At 60.4% G+C, this 22,828-nt stretch carries 18 protein-coding genes and 1 pseudogene; 5 read left to right on the top strand and 14 right to left on the bottom strand.

The annotated features are described in order from the left end of the window. Positions 1 to 10: 10 nt before the first annotated feature. Together HGP12_RS20055 and HGP12_RS20050 are read right to left on the bottom strand one after the other, a co-directional pair. Positions 11 to 712 carry a Type 1 glutamine amidotransferase-like domain-containing protein gene (locus HGP12_RS20055; protein WP_168840966.1) on the bottom strand — a complete coding sequence of 234 codons (702 nt, stop codon included), beginning with the start codon at positions 710 to 712 and terminating at the stop codon, positions 11 to 13. A gap of 131 nt (positions 713 to 843) precedes the next feature. Continuing rightward, on the bottom strand, positions 844 to 1,734 hold the full coding sequence (locus HGP12_RS20050; protein WP_168840967.1) for a LysR family transcriptional regulator: 891 nt from the start codon (positions 1,732 to 1,734) through the stop codon (positions 844 to 846). 175 nt (positions 1,735 to 1,909) lie between these two features. Here HGP12_RS20050 and HGP12_RS20045 point away from each other — a divergent pair, with 175 nt between their 5' ends. Beyond that, positions 1,910 to 2,806 carry a DMT family transporter gene (locus tag HGP12_RS20045; RefSeq protein ID WP_168840968.1) on the top strand — a complete coding sequence of 299 codons (897 nt, stop codon included), beginning with the start codon at positions 1,910 to 1,912 and terminating at the stop codon, positions 2,804 to 2,806. A gap of 20 nt (positions 2,807 to 2,826) precedes the next feature. Here HGP12_RS20045 and HGP12_RS20040 read toward each other — a convergent pair. Then, positions 2,827 to 3,054, bottom strand: a pseudogene (locus HGP12_RS20040) (chromate transporter); the annotation flags it as partial. Positions 3,055 to 3,399: 345 nt separating this feature from the next. On the opposite strand from HGP12_RS20040, the gene HGP12_RS20035 reads away from it, so the two are divergent. Further along, positions 3,400 to 4,422, top strand: a complete 1,023-nt coding sequence (locus HGP12_RS20035; protein WP_168841110.1) for an SAM-dependent methyltransferase — start codon at positions 3,400 to 3,402, stop codon at positions 4,420 to 4,422. Positions 4,423 to 4,510: 88 nt separating this feature from the next. Here the strand turns inward: HGP12_RS20035 and HGP12_RS20030 are convergent, their stop codons facing one another. Together HGP12_RS20030 and HGP12_RS20025 are read right to left on the bottom strand one after the other, a co-directional pair. Continuing rightward, entirely contained in the window at positions 4,511 to 6,430 is a 1,920-nt protein-coding gene (locus HGP12_RS20030; RefSeq protein WP_168841111.1) for a DEAD/DEAH box helicase, read from the bottom strand. Between the two features lie 355 nt (positions 6,431 to 6,785). Continuing rightward, on the bottom strand, positions 6,786 to 8,738 hold the full coding sequence (locus tag HGP12_RS20025; protein ID WP_168840969.1) for an acetoacetate--CoA ligase: 1,953 nt from the start codon (positions 8,736 to 8,738) through the stop codon (positions 6,786 to 6,788). Positions 8,739 to 8,904: 166 nt separating this feature from the next. Between HGP12_RS20025 and HGP12_RS20020 the strand changes: the two genes are divergently transcribed. After that, positions 8,905 to 10,806, top strand: coding sequence for an AsmA-like C-terminal region-containing protein (locus tag HGP12_RS20020; protein WP_168840970.1), 1,902 nt, complete (start codon positions 8,905 to 8,907; stop codon positions 10,804 to 10,806). A 33-nt stretch (positions 10,807 to 10,839) separates the two neighbouring features. Here the strand turns inward: HGP12_RS20020 and HGP12_RS20015 are convergent, their stop codons facing one another. From HGP12_RS20015 to HGP12_RS19995, 5 genes are all read right to left on the bottom strand, one after another. Continuing rightward, positions 10,840 to 11,655, bottom strand: a complete 816-nt coding sequence (locus HGP12_RS20015) for an ABC transporter permease subunit (RefSeq protein WP_168840971.1) — start codon at positions 11,653 to 11,655, stop codon at positions 10,840 to 10,842. A gap of 3 nt (positions 11,656 to 11,658) precedes the next feature. After that, positions 11,659 to 12,570 carry an ABC transporter permease subunit gene (locus HGP12_RS20010; RefSeq protein ID WP_168840972.1) on the bottom strand — a complete coding sequence of 304 codons (912 nt, stop codon included), beginning with the start codon at positions 12,568 to 12,570 and terminating at the stop codon, positions 11,659 to 11,661. A gap of 2 nt (positions 12,571 to 12,572) precedes the next feature. Beyond that, a complete protein-coding gene (locus HGP12_RS20005; RefSeq protein ID WP_168840973.1) occupies positions 12,573 to 13,715 on the bottom strand; it encodes an ABC transporter ATP-binding protein in 1,143 nt (380 codons plus the stop codon). A 120-nt stretch (positions 13,716 to 13,835) separates the two neighbouring features. Beyond that, a complete protein-coding gene (locus tag HGP12_RS20000) occupies positions 13,836 to 14,924 on the bottom strand; it encodes a polyamine ABC transporter substrate-binding protein (RefSeq protein WP_246703496.1) in 1,089 nt (362 codons plus the stop codon). A 192-nt stretch (positions 14,925 to 15,116) separates the two neighbouring features. Continuing rightward, positions 15,117 to 15,989 carry a LysR family transcriptional regulator gene (locus tag HGP12_RS19995; protein ID WP_168840975.1) on the bottom strand — a complete coding sequence of 291 codons (873 nt, stop codon included), beginning with the start codon at positions 15,987 to 15,989 and terminating at the stop codon, positions 15,117 to 15,119. An 88-nt stretch (positions 15,990 to 16,077) separates the two neighbouring features. On the opposite strand from HGP12_RS19995, the gene HGP12_RS19990 reads away from it, so the two are divergent. Continuing rightward, complete coding sequence (locus HGP12_RS19990) at positions 16,078 to 16,335, top strand: hypothetical protein (RefSeq protein ID WP_168840976.1); 258 nt, start codon at positions 16,078 to 16,080, stop codon at positions 16,333 to 16,335. Here HGP12_RS19990 and HGP12_RS19985 read toward each other — a convergent pair. From HGP12_RS19985 to HGP12_RS19970, 4 genes are all read right to left on the bottom strand, one after another. Next, positions 16,311 to 18,848 carry a methyl-accepting chemotaxis protein gene (locus HGP12_RS19985; protein WP_168840977.1) on the bottom strand — a complete coding sequence of 846 codons (2,538 nt, stop codon included), beginning with the start codon at positions 18,846 to 18,848 and terminating at the stop codon, positions 16,311 to 16,313. The genes HGP12_RS19990 and HGP12_RS19985 overlap by 25 nt on opposite strands. A 328-nt stretch (positions 18,849 to 19,176) precedes the next feature. After that, a complete protein-coding gene (locus tag HGP12_RS19980; protein ID WP_168840978.1) occupies positions 19,177 to 19,320 on the bottom strand; it encodes a hypothetical protein in 144 nt (47 codons plus the stop codon). A gap of 159 nt (positions 19,321 to 19,479) precedes the next feature. Further along, positions 19,480 to 19,992, bottom strand: a complete 513-nt coding sequence (locus HGP12_RS19975; RefSeq protein ID WP_168840979.1) for an ankyrin repeat domain-containing protein — start codon at positions 19,990 to 19,992, stop codon at positions 19,480 to 19,482. Between the two features lie 72 nt (positions 19,993 to 20,064). After that, positions 20,065 to 21,246, bottom strand: coding sequence for an NAD(P)/FAD-dependent oxidoreductase (locus HGP12_RS19970; RefSeq protein WP_168840980.1), 1,182 nt, complete (start codon positions 21,244 to 21,246; stop codon positions 20,065 to 20,067). 137 nt (positions 21,247 to 21,383) lie between these two features. On the opposite strand from HGP12_RS19970, the gene HGP12_RS19965 reads away from it, so the two are divergent. Beyond that, positions 21,384 to 22,820 (top strand): glutamine synthetase family protein, encoded by a 1,437-nt coding sequence (locus HGP12_RS19965; RefSeq protein WP_168840981.1) that lies wholly within the window; start codon positions 21,384 to 21,386, stop codon positions 22,818 to 22,820. The last annotated feature ends 8 nt before the right edge of the window (positions 22,821 to 22,828 follow it).

The raw sequence follows: 22,828 nt of genomic DNA, 5'->3' as shown, positions 1-22,828 counted from the left end.
CTAAAGTGCGTCAGGAGTTGTGCGAAAGAACCAGCCCCTCGAGAGTGATGTCGTTTGCGTGCCTAACTTCGCCGTCTGCAATCCAAACAGGTTTCCCAATACTATCCGCCCGTCCGTTCGAAACGACAATACCATCCCCATCGTTGCACGCTAAAATTGGTCGGCTCGTGAACTTGCTGTAGCGGATGAGCTCGTTGAGATAGCTTGGCTTTTCGTTCAGGTGGGGAAAGAATTCGAATGGCACGAGGTCGAGTGCAGTTTCCTTGCTCAGAGCTTCCGGCATTTCGCCTGTGAACAAAGCGTCGGTAGCAATCGTCGGCGTCATGAGAATGGCGCCGGCGCTGGTGCCGATCAAAACGCCGCCGCCGAGCGCCCAATCCCTTAGAAGCGGAAGCATCTCGCTTCGCCGCAGTCGCTGCAGATATCCAGCAGTACGACCGCCCGTCAGATGAATGCCATCGCACGCGAAAAGCGCTTCTCTCTCTTCAACAGCGCTCGCTCCCTCAGGATCATAAAACAGCGACATCTCCAAACCGTGGGCATCATAATATTGCCTGCGCTCGTTAAAAAAGCGTCGGTCAGGTTCAAGGCCAGATGGAATGTATCCGATCCGTTTCCCCAATTTGAGAGTTGCCATCATTGACAGAAGCTTGAGGTCTACTCTTCTGTTCTCAGGGATTATCTGGTCACTATAAAAGACAAGATTGACCATGCTAGGTTCCGACAGAAGGGACGATCACGGCATCAACAGTCTGCGGCGGAACAGGCACTATTGCAACTGCCGCTGGTCCTCACTCCAAGCACGATCTGGAGAACTTGCGCCTGTCGAGCGTTAACGACCGATCAACTCGCCAGAGCCAGCCCCCCGTAACGGCTGATCTCGCTCTCGATCTCCGCCACGAGGCTATCGAGAGCGGGATTTCGCACCTTGCGGCCACGGCGCACCACATAGGCCAAGGCAGGTGGCGTCGGCAGGCCTTTGGTGAGGATCTCCATATCGGGCTGCAGGTGACGGCCGTTCAGAAGCGCCACGCCCAAGCCCGAGTTCACGGCCGCGATGATCCCCACAGCACTCGCACATTCGAAGGCGGTTTCCAGGACCACACCGCCATCCTGCCCGATATCGAGCGCCCATCGGCGATAGAAGCATTCATCATCGAAAGAGAGGAAGGGGATTGGGCCGTCCGGCGGCAGGGACAGGTCCGGATGCTTGACCCAATGCAGCTGCTCGCGAAAGAGAACAACGTCGGTCGGGCGGACCTCATGGGCGAAAACCTGTATGATGGCGGCGTCGAGCTCCCCCCGCTCCAGCATCCCCCGAAGAACCAAGCTCATGCGAACCTTGGTGCGCACGGAGACATTCGGATGCAGGCGGCGGAAACGACCCAAGATGCGGGCAAGGTCGGTGCAGGTCGTATCCTCGGTGAGGCCGAGAGCGACGCGGCCGGCAAGCGATGTCTTCGACAGGCTCAAGAGCGCCTCGTCATGCAGACCGAGGATACGCCCGGCATAATCGAGCAGGTCCTCCCCGGCTGCGGTGAACATCGCCGCCCCGGGCTTACGGCTCAAGAGATCGCAATCGAGGCTCGTCTCAAGCCGCTTGATCTTGTGGCTGACGGCGGATTGCGACAGGCCCAAAGCTTCTGCCGCGCGGGTGATGCCGCCGTGATGGCGGATCGCCCATAGCGCGCGCAGAGCATCGATTTCCAAACGTCGGCTGGTTAATTCGGTCATGGCGAACGTGGCCCGGAGATAATCTTGCGGAGAGAATGCATGCTTCGGCGACATCTGGCAAATATCCATGATCTCTAAGACTGAAAAGTCATGTCATGATCGATATTTGTCATGTGCCATTGAGCCAGCACTCACCTATGGCTGGGGCCGCGAAAGACATTCGATCGAGATCTTCATGACGGACCAAAGCCTATCCCGCCCCGCGCCAAACGAACGCCGTTTCCTTTGGCCGTTAATGGCGGCACTCCTGATCGTCAGCTGGAGTTCCGGCTTCGTCGGCATTCGCTATGCCAGTCAGGAGGCCAGCGTCATGCTGGTCCTGTTCTGGCGCACGCTTCTATCCGGTTTGATCCTGCTGCCTTTTGCCCTGGCGATCGGTCCGCGGCTGCGGCTGCGTGGGATAGCGGAACAGATGCTGTTCGGCGTGATGTCGGTCTTCCTCTATCTCGGCGGCTTTGCGCTCGCGATCGAACAGCGGGTGCCGACGGGGCTGGTGGCGCTGATCTCCGACCTCCTGCCGCTGGCGATTGCGGCTCTCTCCCAACCGGTCCTCGGGGAGCGGCTGAGCGGACGCCAATGGCTCGGGACGGCGATCGCGGTGGCGGGCGTGTTGATCGTATCGCTGGACAGCCTCAACTTCGGCGCGGCTCCCATTTGGGCCTATGGGTTGACTGTGGGGTCGATGCTGGTCTTCGCCTTCGCATCGGTCCTGCACAAGCGGCGGCGCATGGGGCATATGCCCGTTCACCAAAGCCTCTGCATCCATACGCTGACGGCCTCGGTGCTGTTCGGCATCTGCGCGATGATGCAGGGCGATATGGCACCGCCGATGACGCGCGGCTTCGCGATCGGCATGGTATGGCTGGTGCTGATTGCAACCTTCACCGCCTATTCGGTCTATTACACCAGTCTGCGTCTCTTTCCGGTGGCGCAGGTCAGCGCGGCCATCTATCTCAGCCCGCCGGTGACCATGCTTTGGGCCTGGGCCTTGTTTTCGGAACCCTTGACGACGGCGATGTTCGTGGGACTGGCGGTGACGCTGGTGGGCGTGTTGCTAACGTCGCGTGGCTGACGCCGCGAATGCCTCTACCGTTAGGAAACGAAGACGGTCCAGCCAACGCCCAAAGCGGCAGATGCCAATAAGGTCGATATCACCGACATCTTCAGGCGAAAGATGGCGATGGCGGCAAGCAAGGTCAGCACCAGTGAGGGCAATGAAAGCGAGGGCAGCGGGCACATCAACCGTCCACGGAGCCCAAACCAAATCGCGAGATTGAGAACGACGCCGACCACAGCCGCCGTTATCGCTGACATGGCGCCGAATGACGGCATGGCGCGTCCTTCGTTGGCTCGGGTTCCAGGACGCGATTCTTCAGCCGTAACCTCGTGGGGTGATCGCAACCCCATGGATAATCATCTGCTTGAAAGTCTCTGCATCCATATCCTGACGGCCTCGATGCTGTTCTGCATTTGCGCCATCAGGCAGGGGCAACCAAGCGCCGCCACCGCTGACGCATGACTTCGCCCGCACTGCCAGCCGGGAATATCCGATGTATCGCGTCAGTATTAGCGATGACAAACTTAAACTCGGTCGCCTTTTGTGAGATAATTCATCGATGCGACCGACTATTCCGGTCGGTCGTCGGACATATAAAGGGGGATCCAATGTCATCGGCGGCGGTAGAAGCAGGCGTGGGCGAAGTTTCGCCCAATCTAGTGGTCGATGCGATGTTTGCGTGCCGAAAGACGGCCGCCATCGTAGCCGCTATAGAACTCGATCTTTTTACCTTGATTGGTGACGGCAGCAATGCAGCATCCTTGGCAGCCGCAACAAATGCAGCCGAACGAGGCGTGCGCATTCTGTGCGACTATCTCGTTGTGAACGGCTTTCTCACGAAAGCAGGCGATCAATATGCTCTGACCCCATCCAGCCGAACCTTCCTCGACCGGCGTTCGCCAGCCTATATGGGTGCGGCCATCGAATTCCTGGCCGCACCGGAAATCCTCAAGCAGATCCTGGATGATCCGACTTCCTATGTCCGCAACGGCGGATCCATTGGATTGGCAAACATGTCTCCGGACAATCCGGTGTGGGTGAAATTTGCTCGCGGCATGGGCTCGTTCACGGGCGGCAGTGCGATCAGCCTCGCCGCCGAAATGGCCAACTTGCCCATGCAGCCAAGGAAGATACTTGATATCGCCGCAGGCCATGGGCGTTTCGGGATCGAGATGGCGAAGACTTTTCCTTCGGCCGAGGTCGTTGCGGTCGATTGGGGCTCCGTTCTGGAATTGGCCGAACATAATGCGCGGCAATTTGGCGTCGCTGAACGCTACAAAGTCATTCCCGGCAGCGCATTCGAAGTCGACTGGGGCACGGACTATGATCTTATCCTGCTGCCGAATTTCCTGCATCACTTCGACCTGGAAACCTGCGCCGGATTGCTTGCGAAGAGCCGGGCAAGCCTGAGCGCGGGCGGCAAGGTGGTTGCTGTGGACTTCGTGCCGAACGACGATCTCGTCTCGCCACCCTTCCCAGCCGCTTTCTCGTGGGAAATGCTGGCCAGCACGCCAAGAGGTGAAGCCTACACGCAGAAGGATCTAGCCGAGATGGCTAGGCGTGCCGGTTTTCAAAACGTGAGGGTAAAGCCATTACCACCATCGCCATCGAGCTTGATCTTCTTCGAGTAGCGGTGCCCGGAATACCGGTCTCCTCTTGCCGGAAGATGCGGAGATGGCGACAAGGGGGCTGCCGCCCCCTTGAGCCCAGTGACAGAAATTAATCTCCCTGAGTTCGCGCAGCCTTGCGCTTGGACCTCGAATTCGGTTTGCCTGCTGGCGGGCCGCCGTCATTCTTAGCGAAACCTGGCTTGCCGGGCTTTTTCGCCCAGGGCTTCTTGTCGGAGCGTTCGGAAACACTGCCCTCCCCCGTCTGCGCCCGCTCGGGCTTGCGATCGGACTTCCACTTCGGCTTGGGGCCGTCGTTCGAACGCCCGCCCTTGTCGGCGAAGGGTTTCTTCTTTGCAAAGCCGCCTTCGCGCTTGGCCTGGAAATCCGGCATGCTGGCGAGCTGCTTGACGCGGATGCCGCGCTCGAGGGTCTTGTCCGGGCCGATGGCGGAGAGGAAGCGCTCCCCACCTTCGAGCGAAAGCTCGACGAAGGTTTCCTCGGGCTGCATCTTGATCGCGCCGATATCGCGCTTGGTCAGATTGCCGTTGCGGCAAAGCATGGGGATCAGCCAGCGCGGCTCGGCATTCTGCTTGCGTCCCACGGAGAGCGATACCCAGAGACCATCAATAAAGTCGTTCCGTCCCGCGGAAGGGCCGTCATCGCGAGGCGTGACCGGGAAATCGTCGCGGCGGGGCTTCCTGCCCTCGCCTTCGGCGGGCACATCCTGTAGGTCCTCGGGTGCGGAGTGGCCGGCCCGATATTGCCGCAGGAATGCGGCGGCGACCTGCTCGGCGCCATGGCGCTCCAGCAATTGCTGCACGATCGACTGCTCGTCTTCGGCAAGCGCGGCGGTAAAGACCGGATCGGCGAGAAGACGCTCATCGTCACGCTGGCTTACTTCGTCAGCCGACGGCGGCTTTGCCCAGGTGGCGCGGATGCGGGCGGCTTCCAGCAGGCGTTCGGTGCGACGGCGGGCGCTCAGCGGTACGATGAGGGCGCTGACGCCCTTGTTGCCGGCGCGGCCCGTACGGCCGCTACGATGCAGCAACGTGTCCGGATTGGTCGGCAGATCGGCGTGAATGACCAACTCCAGGCCCGGCAGGTCGATACCGCGGGCGGCAACGTCGGTGGCAATGCAGACGCGGGCGCGGCCGTCGCGCATGGCCTGCAGGGCGTGCGTGCGCTCGTTCTGGCTGAGTTCGCCCGAGAGCGCGACGACCGAAAACCCGCGATTGTTGAACCGCGCCGTCAGGTGATTGACGGCGGCGCGCGTCGAGCAGAAGACGATGGCGTTGCGCGCTTCATAATAGCGCAGCACGTTGATGATGGCGTTTTCCCTGTCGCTCGGAACCACGGTCAGCGCACGATAGTCGATATCGACATGCTGCTTGGCTTCGGAGGCGGTGGCGATGCGAACGGCATCGCGCTGGTAGTTTTCGGCAAGCTTGGCGATCGAACGTGGCACGGTTGCGGAAAACATCAGGGTGCGGCGCTCGGACGGCGCGGCTTCCAGAATGAACTCCAGATCCTCGCGGAAACCGAGATCGAGCATCTCGTCGGCTTCGTCGAGCACGACGGCGCGCAGTTCGGATATGTCGAGTGAGTTGCGGCGGATGTGATCGCAGAGGCGACCGGGGGTGCCGACGACGATATGGGCACCGCGCTCCAGCGTCCGCCTTTCGGTGCGCATGTCCATGCCGCCGACGCAGGAGGCGATCGTGGCGCCCGTCAGCCCATAGAGCCATTCCAGCTCGCGCTGCACCTGCAGTGCCAGTTCGCGGGTCGGTGCAATCGCCAGCGCCAGCGGCGCGCCGGCGCGGCCGAAACGTTCCGCGCCATCAAGCAGGCCGGGCGCCAGCGCCAGGCCGAAGGCAACCGTCTTGCCCGAGCCGGTCTGGGCCGAGACAAGCGCATCCTTGCCGGCCAGGCCCGGATCGAGCATGGCCTTTTGCACGGGCGTCAGCGTTTCATACCCGCGCTTCGCCAAAGCCTGGGCAATCGCAGGAGCGATGCCTTCGAATTCAGTCATCATCTGTCTTTCGGAATTCTTCGCGCGCCATCAGGCGGCGATCATCGTGGCTCGCACGTCGCGAACCTCTTCTTCAGGCGTGCACATACTTCTTCGGCAAGCCGATGTACAGAGCGGACGCGCTTTCGTGCGCGGTGAAACGAAAAAAAGGCAGCGAATCGCGCTGCCTTTGAAGTTGATGCTGTCTAAAGCAAGCTCGAGTCGGTGAACTTCATGTCTCGGGAGCCAAGGGCAGCTCCAATCCGCTCCAGCTCATGCGAACGGTCTCAAGTTGGCCTTTACCTTTGACCAAGCTTTCTTAACGCGAGGTTACCAAAGGAGGGTCATCGTTTGCCCCTCAGTTTTAAGGACCGCCTCAGCTTTTGAGTTCTTCCAGCCCTGCAAAGAGATCCAGCGCCTCCGGATTGGCGAGCGCCTCCTTGTTCTTGACAGGCCGGCCATGCACCACTTCGCGCACCGCAAGCTCGACGATCTTGCCGGATTTCGTGCGCGGAATATCCGCAACGGCGATGATCTTGGCAGGTACGTGACGCGGCGAGGCGCCCGTGCGGATGCGGGTCTTCATCGCCTTGACGAGATCCTCGGTCAGGGAAACGCCGGCGGCAAGACGGACGAAGAGCACGACGCGGACATCGTCGTCCCAATCCTGACCGATGCAGAGCGCTTCCAGAACCTCGGGGATCTGCTCGACCTGATTGTAGATCTCGGCGGTGCCGATGCGCACGCCGCCGGGATTGAGCGTCGCATCCGAGCGGCCGTGGATGATGAGGCCGCCATGAACGGTCCATTCGGCGAAATCGCCGTGACACCAGATATTGTCGAAGCGCTCGAAATAGGCCGCACGATATTTGGCGCGCTCCGGATCGTTCCAGAACATGACGGGCATGGAGGGAAAGGCCTTGGTGCAGACGAGTTCGCCCTTCTCGCCACGCACCGGCTTGCCTTCGTCGTTCCAGACATCGACGGCCAGGCCGAGACCCGCTCCCTGGATCTCGCCGCGCCAGACGGGCTGCAGCGGATTGCCGAGCACGAAGCACGAGACGATATCGGTGCCGCCGGAAATCGAGGCCAGCTGAATATCGTCCTTGATCCCTTCATAGACGAAGGAAAAACCCTCGGGTGACAGCGGCGAGCCGGTGGAGGTCATCAGCCTCAGGCTCGAAAGGTCGTGCGAGGTCTTCGGCGTCAGGCCGCTCTTGTGGACGGCGTCGATATATTTGGCCGAAGTGCCGAAGACCGCGAATTTCTCTTCCTGCGCATAATTGAACAGAATGTTGCCATCAGGCGCGAAGGGCGATCCGTCGTAGAGGCACAGGGTCGCGCCCGCGGCAAGGCCCGTCACCAGCCAGTTCCACATCATCCAGCCGCAGGTGGTGAAGTAGAAAACCTTTTCGCGCGGAACGACACCGCAATGCAGGCGATGCTCCTTGATCAGCTGCAGCAGCGCGCCGCCGGTGGAATGCACGATGCATTTCGGAACGCCCGTCGTGCCGGAGGAAAACAGGATGAACAGCGGATGGGAGAAGGATACCGGCTCGAACTCGACTGATTTCGCCGCGAAGGGCGCGACCAGATCATCAAGAGTTTGCGCATTCGGGGTGGCCGCGACGACCGCAGCGGCATTGCCGGCATAGGGCACGATGACGGTGGGCGCATTCAGGCGCTGCGCGATCGCGCTCACCTTCGCGGTGACGTCCTGCAGTTTGCCGCCATACCAATAGCCGCTGCAGGCGACGAAGAGCTTCGGCTCGATCTGGCCGAAACGATCCATGACGCCCTGCTCGCCGAAATCCGGAGAACAGGAGGACCAGATGGCGCCGATCGATGCGGCCGCCAGCATGCAGGCGATGGTCTCCGGCATATTCGGCATCATGGCCGCGACGCGATCCCCCTTGCCGATACCATGGGCGCGATAGGCCTGCTGCAGGCGCGATACCATCGCGGCCAGCCGATCCCACGACCAGCGATCGCGCACCCTGTCCTCTCCCCAGAACACCAGCGCATCGCCCTCGCCGCTCTTCGACAGCAGGTTTTCGGCGAAATTCAGCTCGGCATCGGGAAAGAAGCGCGCCTCGAGCATGAGGTCGCCGTTGATCAGCGCCCTCTCCCCGCGCTTGCCCTTCAAGCCGCAAAAATCCCAGACCTCGGTCCAGAAGCTCTCACGCTCGGCAATGGACCAGGCGTGAAGCCCAGCAAAATCCGACATCGAAAGGCCAAAACGCCGGTTGCATTGTTCCATGAAGGTAAACATTGGGCTCTGGCGACGAAACTCCTCCGACGGCGTCCAGAGCGGCTGCTGATCCTGCATATTTCTCTCTCCCGCTTTTCGCTCTATATAGCGATGCTGCAGCGCATTATAAAATCACGGTGCTGTGGGTATTGCCAGTGTGTGATGTTTGCATCCGGCAAACATTTCCTATATCCGGCAAACGCAGGCAGATCATCCCTATCAGTTCGCGAGTCTCCACGGGATCATGAGAGCTTCGAAAAACAATAAATGGTGGTTGACGATGCGATCGGCATCACGCTGGCTGCCTGCCGTCGTCCGCACGACCGGTATCATTCTTCTCACGATTCTCATTGTGTTCGCTGTCTTCAGAGCGACCGCGCCTTTCCTGATTTCCAGCGGTCTGGTGCGCTCCGGCATCGAGAAGGCGCTGTCGGATTGGACGGGATACCGCGCCCAGATCGAAGGAGATCCGACACTGGAATTCTGGCCGACGGCGCGCGTCACGCTCAATGGCGTGACCATCCGCGAGCCGACGCGGAACGGCAAGGTTCTGGGTCATGTCGACAGTCTTTCTGCGGATTTCTCGCTCTGGTCGGCCATTCGCGGCCATGCGCGCTTTCATGAATTTCATTTCCTGCGCCCGATCCTCTATATCCGCCGCGACGATAACGGCCTGATCGACTGGACGAATGAAGGCCGTCTTTCCAAGGCGATCGAGCAGGCCGGAGCCTCCTCCGGCCAAGGCATATCGATGCGGAAGGACCAGGATGCAGCCATCGGCATGCTGACCATCGAGGACGGCAGCGTCGAAATGACCGATGAGCGCAGTGGCAACATCTACCGGCTGAATGGCGTCAACGCCGATATTTCATGGCCGCGGCTCTCGCAGGCGATGGCCGCCGTCATCCTCGCGCGCTTCAACGGCCAGGACATCAAGCTCAATTTCGATTCGGCGCAGCCGCTGCTGTTCTTTGCCGGCAAGAATGTCGATGCCAGGACGAGCTTCACCTCGGCGCCGATCAGCTGGACTTATTCCGGCGTCACCAGCCTATCCGACTTTTCAGCCTTTGCGGGCAATCTGGAGCTCAGCGTCCCGAACGTGCCCTCTTTCCTAGCTTGGAGCGGGCAACGTCTGCCGGCGGCCGATGCCCTCAAGAACGTTTCGCTCAGCGCCGATATTGCGGCGGTCGAAAAAGGCCTGCGCTTCAACAATCTCAGTTTCAAGGTCAATGATTCCACGGCGTCCGGCATCATGGATCTGAACTATACGACGGCAGGCAAGCCAAAGATCTCCGGCACGCTCGCCTTCGACCAGATGAACCTCAATCCGTTCCTGGCCGCCTTCTCCATGCGCCTTGCCGCCGAGACCGCCATCGATGCGATCCTGAACGGTAATCCGCTGCAGCGGCTCGACCTCGACATGCGCCTGTCGTCGAACAAGGCGGCACTCGGTCCCTTCCAGTTCGAAAATATCGGCGCCAGCCTGCTGGTGGCGGGCGGAAAGGCGAAGTTCGATATCGGCGACAGCGGCTTCGAGAACGGTTCGCTGACCGCGCATCTGGAGGTCGCCCCTGGAGACTTCGACGGCGGCGGCAAATTGCAGATTTCAATCCGAAACGCGGATTTCGGCGGTCTCTTCACCCGCCTGAAGCTGATAGGTCCGCTGCCGATGCCGTCGTCGGGCTCGCTGGATCTGTCGCTCAGCACCTCCAAGCCGATCTGGGTCGCGACGCTCAGCGATGTGGCCGGCACGCTGCACTTCAGTTCGACGGCGGGCACGTTCCGCGAATTCGACATCTCCGACTTCCGGACGCTTGCAACGGAAAAAGCCTTTTTCCGGATGAGCGATATCGCCGACGCATCCTTCGACTTCGACAGCATCAATATCGACGCAAGCTTTGCGAAGGGATCCGCCGAAGTGAAGAATGCCTCGATTGCCGGACGCAACGAAACGATTACCTTCAACGGTATCGTTCCCTTCCGTACCAATGGCCTGGCGCTTTCGGGCGCGATCGAGGCGACATCACCCTCCGATGCGGACGAGTTACCGATGCTGCCTTTCTTCATCGGGGGCAGCTGGCCAAATCCGGTCGTGTCGCCGGTCGCGACGCTGCTGCAGAAGCCGGCACAGCCACAGCAGCAGTAATCTCTCCGGGCTTGGTTTTCCGATCGCCGCGTCTCAGGCCGCGGCTGCCGCCTGCTCATCCCTCTGACGCTGCACTTCGCGGCGCTTGGTGACGATGGAGGCGCAGATGACGCCGATGGCGACGACACCGATCAGGATGGTGCAGATGGCGTTGATCTCGGGCGTAACCCCAAGCTTGACCTGGCTGTAGATCAACATCGGCAGCGTCTTGGCGCCGGCGCCGGATGCGAAGGTCGCGATCACCAGATCGTCGAGCGACAGCGTCAGGGCCAGTACCCAGCCGGAAAAGACGGCTGGCGCGATGATCGGCAGCGTCACTTCGAAAAAGGTGCGTACCGGCGGCGCGCCCAGATCCAGCGCCGCCTCCTCGATCGATCGATCGAAAGTCAGCAGGCGCGACTGCACGACGACGGCGACGAAGCACATGGTCAACGTCGTGTGCGCCATAACGATCGTCCAGAAGCCGCGATCGACGCCAGAGGTGACGAAGAGCAGCAGCAGCGACAGGCCGGTGATGACGTCTGGCATGACAAGCGGCGCATAGATCATCCCCGAGAACAGGATGCGCCCGCGGAAACGCGTGTAGCGCACCAGCGTGATGGCCGCAAAGGTGCCGAGCACGGTGGCAATGGTTGCCGAGAGCAGTGCGATGCGCACCGTCAGCCAGGCGGCATTCAGCATGGTGTCGTTGCTAAAGAGGTGCACGTACCATTGCGTCGAGAAACCGCCCCAGACGGTGACCAGCCTGGAGCTGTTGAAGGAATAGATGACCAGCAGCAGGATCGGCAGGTAGAGGAAGGCAAGGCCGAGCGTAACGGAGACGATGTTGAAGCGGGACCAGCGGGTCATCAGTTATCTCCCCTTCTCGTCGGCCTTGGCCTGGAAATGCTGAAAGAAGACGATGGGGACGACCAGCACCAGAAGCAGGATGGTCGCCACCGCCGAAGCCAGCGGCCAGTCGGTATTGCTGTAGAACTCCGTCCAGAGCACCTTACCGATCATCAGCGTTTCGGAGCCGCCGAGCAGATCGGGAATGACGAACTCGCCGACGGCCGGGATAAAGACCAGCATGCAGCCGGCGACAACGCCGGGAAGCGAGAGCGGAAAGGTGACGCGCCAGAAAGCGCCGATCGGCGTGCAGCCGAGATCCTGCGCCGCCTCGATCAGCGTGCCATCCATCTTTTCCAGCGCGGAATAAAGCGGCAGCACCATGAAAGGCAGGTAGGAATAGACCATGCCGATATAGACGGCGGTATTGGTGTTCAAAATGACAAGCGGCTGGTGGGTGATGCCGAGCCCCATCAGCAACTGGTTCAAGAGACCCGTCGTGCTGAGGATCGACATCCAGGAATAGACGCGGATCAGGAAGCTCGTCCAGAAGGGTAGGATGACCAGCATCAACAAGGTCGGCCGAAGCGTGCGCGGCGCCTGCGCCATGCCGTAAGCGATGGGATAGGCGATGATCAGCGTCAGCAGTGTCGAGATGCCGGCGATCTGAAGGCTCTGAATATAGGCATTCATATAAAGGGGATCGCCGGTCAACCAGACGTAGTTGTCGAACGACATGGTCTGCAGCTTGTCCCACCAGTCGCCGAAGCTGTCGTTCCAGGCGAAGGACGGATCATAGGGCGGAACCGACAGCGCCTTCGTCGACAGCGAGATGCGGAAGACGATGAGGAACGGCGCGAGGAAAAAGAGCAGCAGCCAAGTGTAGGGAACGATGATGACGAGGCGCTGATAGATTAGGGAACCGAGCGCTCTCATGATCAGTCCTTCAACAAGATGCCGGCATTTTCGTCGAAGGATACCCAGACATTCTGGTCGTAGGCGAAGGGCTCCTCCACGGCTCGGACCGCGTTCAGCGACGAGGCCTTGACCACCTGTCCGCTCTTCAGCTTCACATGGAAAACGGTCATGTCGCCGAGATAGGCGATGTCCCATATCTCGCCTTCGGCGGCATTGAGGGACGCATTGGCGGGCGGGCGCGGCGACACCCGCAGCTTTTCCGGGCGGATGGCGAGGCTGGCTCGGCTTCCCGTCGACGGCGTATCGCCGGTGGCGGTGCGCACCGCGAAGCCCGAATCGACCGATATTTCGACGATGCCCGATTGCGCCGAGGTGACGTTGCCGTCGAGAATGTTCACATCACCGATGAAATCGGCGACGAAGCGGCAATTGGGCGCCTCGTAGATTTCAGCCGGAGTTGCCACCTGCACCACCTTGCCGTGGCTCATGACCGCGATGCGATCGGCCATGGTCATCGCTTCCTCCTGATCGTGGGTGACGACAACGAAGGTCAGCCCCAGGCTTTGCTGCAGATCCATGAGCTCGAACTGGGTCTCCTCACGCAGCTTCTTGTCGAGGGCGCCGAGCGGTTCGTCGAGCAGCAGTACCTTTGGGCGCTTTGCCAAAGAGCGCGCCAGCGCCACGCGCTGGCGCTGGCCGCCGGAAAGCTGGTTGGGCTTGCGTTTGGCGAATTGCTCCAGCTTGACGAGCTTCAGCATCTGCGCGACGCGATCGTCGATCTCTGCCTTCGGCATGCCGTCCTGCCGCAGGCCGAAGGCTATGTTCTTCTCCACCGACATATGCGGAAACAGCGCATATGACTGGAACATCATGTTGACGGGACGGCGATAGGGCGGCGTGCCGGCAAGGTCCTGACCATCGAGCACGATCTCGCCGGTCGTCGGCTGCTCGAAGCCGGCGAGCATGCGCAGAAGCGTGGACTTGCCGCAGCCCGATGCGCCCAGAAGAGCAAAGAATTCGCGGTTGTAGATATTCAGGGAGAGATTATCGACGGCGATGAAATCACCGAACTTCTTCGTCACGTTCTTGAAGGAAATATATGGCTTTGCCGAAGGATCGGTCCATGGAGCAAAGGAACGCCGGATATTACCGAGTGACTTCATATTTATCCCCAAATGAATGCCGGGCGGGCTTTCGTCGAGCCGGCTCTTCCCCACCCGGCACGCTCGCGATTTTTGCCTTATAAGGAAAGGCCCGGACGTTGCCGTCCGGGCCGTTTCGAATTATTGGCCTGTCGTGACCTTTGTCCACAAGCGCGTCGCCACGCGCTGCGTTTTCGCGTCCCATGGAGTGAGGGTAAACAGCTTCTCGCGGACCGCATCGGTCGGATAGACGGCTGGATCTTCCAGCACGTCCTTGCTCACGAACTGCTGCGAAGCCTTGTTGCCGTTGGCGTAGGCGGTAAAGTTGCTGGCCTTGGCGATGACTTCCGGCTTCATGATGTAGTTGAGGAAGATATGCGCTTCTTCGACATGCGGCGCATCGGCGGGGATCGCCATGACGTCGAACCACATCTGCGCGCCCTTTTTGGGGATCGAATAGCTGATGTTCACACCGTTCTTGGCCTCGGTCGCACGGTTGCGGGCCTGCAGCACATCGCCGGAATAGCCGAAGGCGAGGCAGATATCGCCATTGGCGAGCGCGTTGATGTATTCGGAGGAGTGGAACTTGCGCACGAACGGCCGGATCGACGTCAAAAGCTCTTCGGCCTTCTTAAAGTCTTCCTGCTTGGTCGAATTCGGATCAAGACCCAGATAGCGCAAGGCCGCCGGAATAACGTCGGTCGGCGAATCCAGCACGTAGATGCCGCAATCCTTGAACTTGGCGGCAAGCTTGGGATCGAAGATCACGTCAATATCAGGCGCGTCGTCGGTGCCGAGAATCTGCTTCACCTTGTCAACATTGTAGCCGACGCCGCTCGTGCCCCACATGTAGTCGATGGCGTACTTGTTACCGGGATCATATGTGGCGATGCGCTGCTGAACCGCATCCCACATGTTGGAGATGTTCGGCAGCTTGGACTTGTCGAGCTTCTGGAAGACGCCTGCCTTGATCTGGCGCTGCAGGAAGTACGCCGTCGGGACGACGACATCATAGCCAGTCTTTCCCGCAAGCAGCTTGGTTTCCAAGGTCTCGTTCTGATCGAACGTGTCGTAGACGACCTTGATGCCGGTTTCCTTGGTGAAATCCGACAGGATCGAATTATCGATATAATCCGACCAGTTGTAGATATTGACGACTTTGTCTTCCGCCTGAGCGACCGTTGCCAGCGAAACGACCGCGAAAGCCGTTGCTGCAAGCCGTGCGAACATGGACTTCATAGTCTCTCCTGTTTTGTTCAAGGGCATCCAGGCGACACCCAACCCTCTGTTTTTCCCGTTAGACTAGAAAGGAAATCAGAAGGCGACAAGCGGAAAAGCGTGGGGTCGCACTCTTTCGCATTTTGCCGTCCATCGTCCGCAAGCTACATCCGCGCACAAGAAAGCAGACTTCCAGGCAATACGTCACGCATAGGTCGGGCGCTTGCCCGCAAACAGCTCGGAATGGCTTTTCAACAGCTTGGCCATGCGGTCGACCACGGTGCGGATTTCCATGCGATGGCGGTCGGCATTATTCATGACGATCCATTGCCGGTGACGGAGAGACGGGATTTCCTCGCCGACCCGTTCCAGCCTCGGCTCCTGATCGCCGACAAAGCATGGCAGAACCGCAATGCCCGAACCCGCAAGTACGAGATCATGAAGCGAGCGCGGGCGGCTGACCGTGAAGGCGATCTCCTCCTGCCTGTTTTGATAGGGCCAACGCAGATAGGCCGACACCGCCTCCTCCTCCGCCACGGCGATCCAGCGCTGCGGACCGGCAAAGCGCATATTGCGGGCCTGATAGGCGGCATAGGCGACATCACCGATCTTGATGGCCGCGAGATTGGTCTCCTCCGGCTCGAAGGCACGGATGCCTATGTCGCTCTCGCGATGGGCAAGGCTGGCGCGACGCTCGCCGAGATGAAGATCGATGCGGAATCCGTCCCGCTCCGAACAGATCGTCGGCATGTTTTGGCTAAGCAGCCAGCCGAGCCATGTGCCGGCAGCGATGCGGACGACGGACATGCCCTGGGCATCACGCTGCCAGATGTCAACCTTGCGGGAGGCAGCTTCCATCTCCAGCAGCTGATCGAACAGCGCCCGGCCATCGCCGGTCAGCGTGTAACCGGACTGGCTGCGCTCGAAGAGCGAGCGGCCGATCCGCCCCTCCAGTTCCAGCATCCGCCGGCCGATCGTTGCCGGGCTCAGGCCGCTTGAAGCGACCGCCCCGGTCAGTCCACCACCACGGGCGACATCGAGAAAAAGCTGGTAGGAATCCCATGTCGTATTTTTCATAATTGAAAAACATAAGGCGAAAACGGCTGTTTATAAAGCAAATTCTCATGTGTAGTTAAAGGGATGCTTCAAACCATGGAGACATCTCATGATGGACAGCATCGCGTTGGCCAAAGCCATCGAAATACAAAGCCGGGCGCGCGAAGAGCAATGGCGCCAGAAGGAGGATCTCTTCTACCTTGACTACGGGTATGAAACACCGCCCCTCTTCCTGTGGAGCGGGCGGATGATCGCCGCTTTAAGCGCCCGTCGCAAACCAATGAAAAAGGCGGACCGGCTTGAAATTGGCCGATCCGCCCATGATGGCAATAATTGCAGCGGTCAGGCTGCTTGCTCGCGAATATAGCCCGCGCTGTATCCGGCCTCGATCTTGAACTGCTGGATCAGGTGCAACAAGGCGTCGGCTTCGGAGGCCAACTCGCGGCTTGCTGCCGTGGTTTCCTCCACCATGCCGGCATTCTGCTGTGTCATCTGGTCCATGTGATTGACCGAGGCGTTGACCTCCTGCAGCGCGCTTGCCTGATCGTGGCTGGCGCGGGCGATCATTTCCACATGCTGGCTGATCGTCACGATCTGGCTGCTGATCTGCGCGAGCACCGAGCCGGCCTCCTGCACGAACTGCGAACCGGAGGCGACCTCCTCGGTCGACTTGTTGATCAGCCCCTTGATTTCCTTTGCGGCGGCAGCGGAGCGCTGCGCGAGCTCTCGCACCTCCATGGCGACGACCGCGAAACCTTTGCCGGCGTCGCCGGCGCGGGCAGCCTCGATACCGGCATTGAGCGCCAGAAGGTTGGTCTGGAAGGCGATCTCGTCGATCACGCCGATGATCTGCTCGATCTTGCGCGAAGCATCCTCGATGCGCGTCATCGCGTCGATGGCGTTGCCGACGACGACGGAACTGTCATCGGCGCTGCGCTTGGCCTCGCGTACGATCGCATCCGCATCCTTGGCGCGCTCAGCGGAAGAACGAACGGTGACGGTGATCTCGTCGACCGCGGCGGCGGTCTGTTCCAGCGATGCCGCCTGCTGTTCGGTGCGCTTCGACAGGTCCTCGGCGGAGGCGGCCATCTGGCTGCCGTTGCTCTGGATCATCACGACATTGCTGCGGACCTGGCTCAGCGTCTGCTGCAGGCGCGAGAGCGAGCTGTTGAAGTCCTGACGGAGCTGCTCGAGACGGCCGATGAAAGGCGTCTCGATGGTCGCGGAAATATCGCCCTGAGCCAGGCGCTCGAGGCCGGCGGCGAGCTCGCTGACGGCATAGTCGATCTGGCGGTCGAGTTCGCGCTTTTCGGCATCGTTGCGCTGACGCTCGTGTTCCGCGGCGGCGCGCTCCTCGTCGCTCTGCTCCTCGATGCGGATCTTCGAGATGGCGTTGTCCTTGAAGATTCCGAGGGCGCGAGCCATGTCGCCGATTTCGTCACGGCGCTGCTCGCCGGAAATCGCGGTCTCCAGCATGCCGTCGGCGATGCGGCGCATGGCGGCGGTGATCTGGCCGATCGGGCGTTGCAGCGTCAGCACGAGCGCGATGCCGCCGGCAACAGAGAGGATGATGCCAAGGGCGGTTGCCAGGATGGAGATGTAATTCGCCTGGTTGCGCTCGGTGCCCGCGCTCTGCTTCTGTGTTTCGGCGAAGGCGGTAAGCTGGCCCCAGACCTGATCAAGCTGCTGGCGGGCGCTCGCATATTCGCCGATGCGCCGTGTGATGGTGTCGACCAGCTTGCCGCTGGCCTCGTCCATCGACTTGATCGCCGGGCGAATGGCAGCATCGATGTCGCTGGCGAAATCCATGCTCTTGGCGCTCTGGTTCAGCGTATCGATATCGCCGCCGAGCTTGGAGATTTCCTGTCGCAGGCGGACGAGATTGTCCTTGTTCGTGTTGGCGTTGAAATCCGCGAGAACGAGCTGCAGCGAATAGACCGAGTCCTCAAGGCGGCGCGTGTCCTGCAGGACCGAATTGGTCTGCGCGACGCGGGCATCGAGCGATACGAAGGTCGTGGTTGCCTGGCGCATCATCTGCGTTGCCGCCAGCTGTGTATAGGTCGAGGTCTGACGGAAGCGCGAGAGCAGCCGGCTGATATTGGCGACAGTATCGTCGGTCGGAACATCGGTGCTTTCCGTGAAGGCGGCAAGATCCTTGATCGTGCCCACCAGCGACTGAACGACGCTCTTCTGGTTCTGCGGCAATGCAAGATCGATCGAACGCTGTGCCTTGTTCAGGTCCGGCAGCCGGTCCTTCAGGAGCTTGACCTTGTCGGCCGGCGTCGCCGCCTTGTTGAAGTCTTCGGCGACAGAGGCCAGCATATCGCCGCCCTTCAGCAGGCGATCGGCGGAACGCAGCGTGGAGGTCGCGTCCGCCTGGTCCTGGCGCATCCGGTCTTCCAGCTGCTGGCTGTTGAAATTGACGTTGAAGCGGGCACTGATCAACGCCCTCTGCGCGTCGTCGATTGTCTTGCGGAGCGAGACCTCCTGCTCGTGCAGCGTCCATAGCCGGCCGACGAGATTTGCCATGTCCGCGGTCTTGGCGGTGGCGTCAGTCAGATTGTCACGGCCATCCGCATCAACACCGAGCTGGCCAAGGGTCGCATTCAGCACGCCCTGCTGAGACTTGATATCCTCGTAGAGCTTGTCGCGCTGCTGCGCATTGGTGATGCGCAGGAAGTCGTCCATGGAGCCGTAAAGGTTCTTGAAGCCGGTCAGCGACTGCAAGACGCTGTTGGAGATCTCCATGCGGCCCTGGAGCAGTCCCGACGCATAAAGCCCCGTAAGGCCAACGGCGGAAATACTGATGACGAACGGCAGGACAAATATGAGGACCTTCGTCTTGATCTTGAAACGCGACAATATCTTATCAATGAACATAGTGGCTCAGACCTCTCACATGCCGCTCCCCCGTCGACGCCGCCTCGGCGCTGACCGGATGTATAACCATCGTTCTTGAAATATCCGCAGGCAGGGCTTCCGAGTATAATGTCGGGAAGCAATCATTGCTTCGGCTCTATCATGCAGTAGAGCGCCCCATGAAATCGTCGGGAATTGTCGGTCTGATTAATTAATTTTCAGATAAGGGCGTTGTGTGAGCTCGCGACGTACAATCAAACGCTGAAAAGCGGATGGCAAAGCCTATATCCGTGCGCGAGCAAAGGCCGTCGTTCCGGCGGCGGCCAAGAATAATGAAGCGGCTAAAAGATCAGAAGCCGCGTACCGCGAGGTAAGCGATGCAGGCGGCTGTCACGCCGGTCGCCAACATCAAAATTCTTGCCGCCAAGAGCTTGGCATTGTCTTGGGTCTGAGCGATTGCAATGGCGCGAGCGCGACGCTTTGTTCTGTTCATGAGTATATTCCCATTTTCGCACTGACACGATAACCGGCAAAATGCCGTTCCCGCAACAGGCAATATAGATATAGGAAAAGAAAACCCTAAAACCAGAGGTTAGCATCGGGTGCCGCGCGCATCGGTTACCAGCCCGAGGTCGCGCGACCGGAGCGCGCGCTACTTCAGCAAGGCCGCAATTGCGGGATTGGTTGCCATTTCGGCGGCAGTCTTGCCGGAGGCGGACTTGATGGTCTTGTCGGCGCCATCCTTCAACAACGCCTGGACGAGAGCCGGATCATCCTGCTGGGTCGCCATGTGCAACGGCGTCCAGCCATCGTAATTGCCGCGCGCGTTGACGTCGGCGCCCTTGGAAACCAGAAGATCGATCATGGTGGCGGGGCCGTAATAGGCGGCGGTGTGCAGCGGATACCAGCCCTCCGTCGTCTTCATGTCCAGCTTGGCGCCGCAGGCCAGCATCTTCTTGACGACATCGCCCTTCTTGTCGCGGATCGCAAGGGCGAAATTCGTATCGCCGCCCGCATCCTGGCCGTTCGGATCCAGCTTCTTGCATTGCGCGGAAGCAGCGCTGGCATCCGATGCCGTGACGGCAAGCATGCCAAGCGATATCGTCAGGGCCGTAACGATGCCTGAAAGAACTACGCCGCGGAATATCAAGGCCTTGAACGTCATGATTGTCTCCATCGAATATCTTCGCGTTGGAGGTGCTCTTTGCCCGTTTCGCGGCCTGTTGGCAAGGTCAATTCAGGCGGCCTCGCCGGCGACATGGCCGGAGGCCCAGGCCCATTGGAAATTATAACCGCCCAGCCAACCCGTCACATCGACGCACTCACCGATGAAGAAGAGGCCAGGGACGGTTTTCACCTGCATCGTCCGCGAATCGAGACAGTCCGTGTCGATGCCGCCCAGCGTCACCTCCGCCGTGCGATAGCCTTCGGACCCCGACGGCTTGACCGACCAGGATTGGATGGCTGATGCGAGCTGCTGCAGGCGCTTGTCGGACTGATCGGCCATATTGCCCGATATGCCTTCGTTCTCGACGAAATGCTGCGCCAGCCGTTTCGGCAGGATCTCGGCAAGGGCCGTCTGCGCGGATTGCCGGCCATTCATCTGCTTGGCCTTCTTGAGAAGCTCAAACATGTCGATATCGGGTTCGATCGCGACGGTAATGTCCTCACCTTCCCGCCAGTAAGAGGAAATCTGCAGAATGGCCGGACCGCTGAGGCCGCGATGGGTGAAGAGAAGGGCCTCGCGGAATGCCGTCTTGCCGTGGCGGATTTCGGCGGGCGCGGCAATGCCCGACAGAGGTGCGAGGCGCTGGAGCAATTGCGGATCGAGCGTCATCGGCACGAGGCCCGGCCGGGTCTCGACAACAGGCAATCCGAATTGCTCGGCGATGCGGTAGGCAAAGCCGGTGGCTCCCATCTTGGGGATCGACTTGCCGCCCGTCGCGACGACCAGCGAAGATGCTTCGAAAACGCCTTCGGACGTGCTGATGCGATAGCCGCCAGCACCTTGCTCGATGCCGCTGATCTCCGTTCGCAACCGAAGTTGCGCATCCGCAGCGCGCATTTCGTCGGTCAGCATGCGGATGATGTCCTTGGCGCTGTTATCGCAGAAGAGCTGGCCGAGCGTCTTTTCGTGCCAGGCAATGCCGTGGCGCTCGACCATGGCCAGGAAATCCCTGGGCGTGAAGCGCGCCAGCGCCGATTTGGCGAAATGCGGATTGGCGGACAGGAAGTTCCTCGGACCGGCATTGATATTGGTGAAATTACAGCGGCCGCCGCCCGAAATGCGGATCTTTTCGCCTGGCGCCGCGGCCTGATCGAGCACGACGACGGAGCGGCCGCGCTGGCCGGCGCGGATGGCGCACATCATGCCTGCCGCGCCCGCGCCGAGGACGATTACATCATATCTGTCAACCACGCTTCAGCCCTTCATTCTTCGCCGCGCTCTCTCGTTTCCTTTTCCATCATACGGCGAAAGTCCGAGCGGTTTCCCCCTCGCCAATTGGCAAACTGCGGTTATGATGCAATCTCCGATCAACGCAAATACGGTGTTTTATGCCCGCGAGAAAGACCCCGCTGAAAGCTTCCGTGCCGGTCTCAAAAATCCCAACGGTTCCTCCCAGCCTGAGATCGGCACGCGGCGTGGCAAACTGGAAAGAGGCAGCCCAATGGCTGCGGGCACGCGGGATCGAGGACATAGAATGCATTACGCCGGACCTTGCCGGCGTGCCGCGCGGCAAGATGATGCCGACCTCGAAATTCACCTCGAACACCTCGCTGGCACTGCCCTCCGCGATCTATCGCCATACGATTTCCGGCGAATATCCGGAGGAGACCGAAAGTTTCCGTTACGAGCCGCGAGACAGCGACTTGAAGCTGGTGCCCGATCTTTCGACGCTTTCGGTCGTGCCCTGGGAGAGCGATCCGACGGCGCAGGTCATCTGCGATATCGTCAATTCCGAAGGGCATGCGGTGTCCTATACGCCACGCAACCTGCTGAAGCGCATCATGGGGCTCTATCGCGATCGCGGCTGGAAGCCGGTGGTCGCACCCGAGATCGAATTCTACCTCGTCGCCAAGAATGACGATCCGGATTATCCGCTGCATCCGCCGAAGGGCCGCTCCGGCCGCTCGATCCTCGGCGGACAGGGTTATTCGATCGCCGGCATCAACGAGTTCGACGAACTGATCGACGACATCTACCATTTCTCGGAGAAGCAGGGTCTCGAGATCGACACGCTGATCCATGAAGAAGGTCCGGCGCAGCTCGAAATCAACCTGCGCCACGGCGACCCGATCGAGCTTGCCGACCAGGTGTTCATGTTCAAGCGCACCATTCGCGAGGCGGCGCTGAAGCACGGCATCTACGCCACCTTCATGGCGAAGCCGATGCAGAGCCAGGCCGGCTCGGCGATGCATATCCATCAGTCGGTCGTGAACATCGAGACCGGCAAGAATGTTTTCACCAATCCGGACGGCAGTCCGTCGCAGGAATTCTTCCATTTCATTGGCGGCATGCAGCGCTACGTGCCGAATGCGCTCGCCATGCTTGCGCCCTATGTGAATTCCTATCGACGGCTGGCGCCGAACATGTCGTGCCCGGTCAACAATGCCTGGGGCTACGACAACCGCACCACCGCGTTCCGCGTTCCCGTTTCCGATCCGCAGGCCCGCCGCGTCGAGAACCGGCTGCCGAGCTCCGACGCCAATCCCTATCTCGCACTCGCCGCCTCACTCGCCTCCGGCTTGCTCGGCATCATGAAAAAGGTGGAGCCGACGGCGCCCACCGAGGATTCGGCCAATGAAGGCTCGATCGACCTGCCGCGCGGCCTTCTGGAAGCCATTGCGCTGCTTGAGGACGAGCCGGCCTTCGAAGAGGTCCTCGGCAAGGACTTCATCGACATCTATGCCGGCGTGAAGCGGGGCGAATTCGAAACCTTCATGCAGGTGATCAGCCCGTGGGAGCGGGAATTCCTTCTGCTCAACGTGTGAGGAGGGAC

Source organism: Rhizobium sp. P28RR-XV, assembly GCF_012641385.1.
Taxonomy (GTDB): Bacteria; Pseudomonadota; Alphaproteobacteria; order Rhizobiales; family Rhizobiaceae; genus Rhizobium.
Note: the sequence above shows the minus strand (reverse complement) of the source record. Positions and strands in the feature narration are given on the sequence as shown.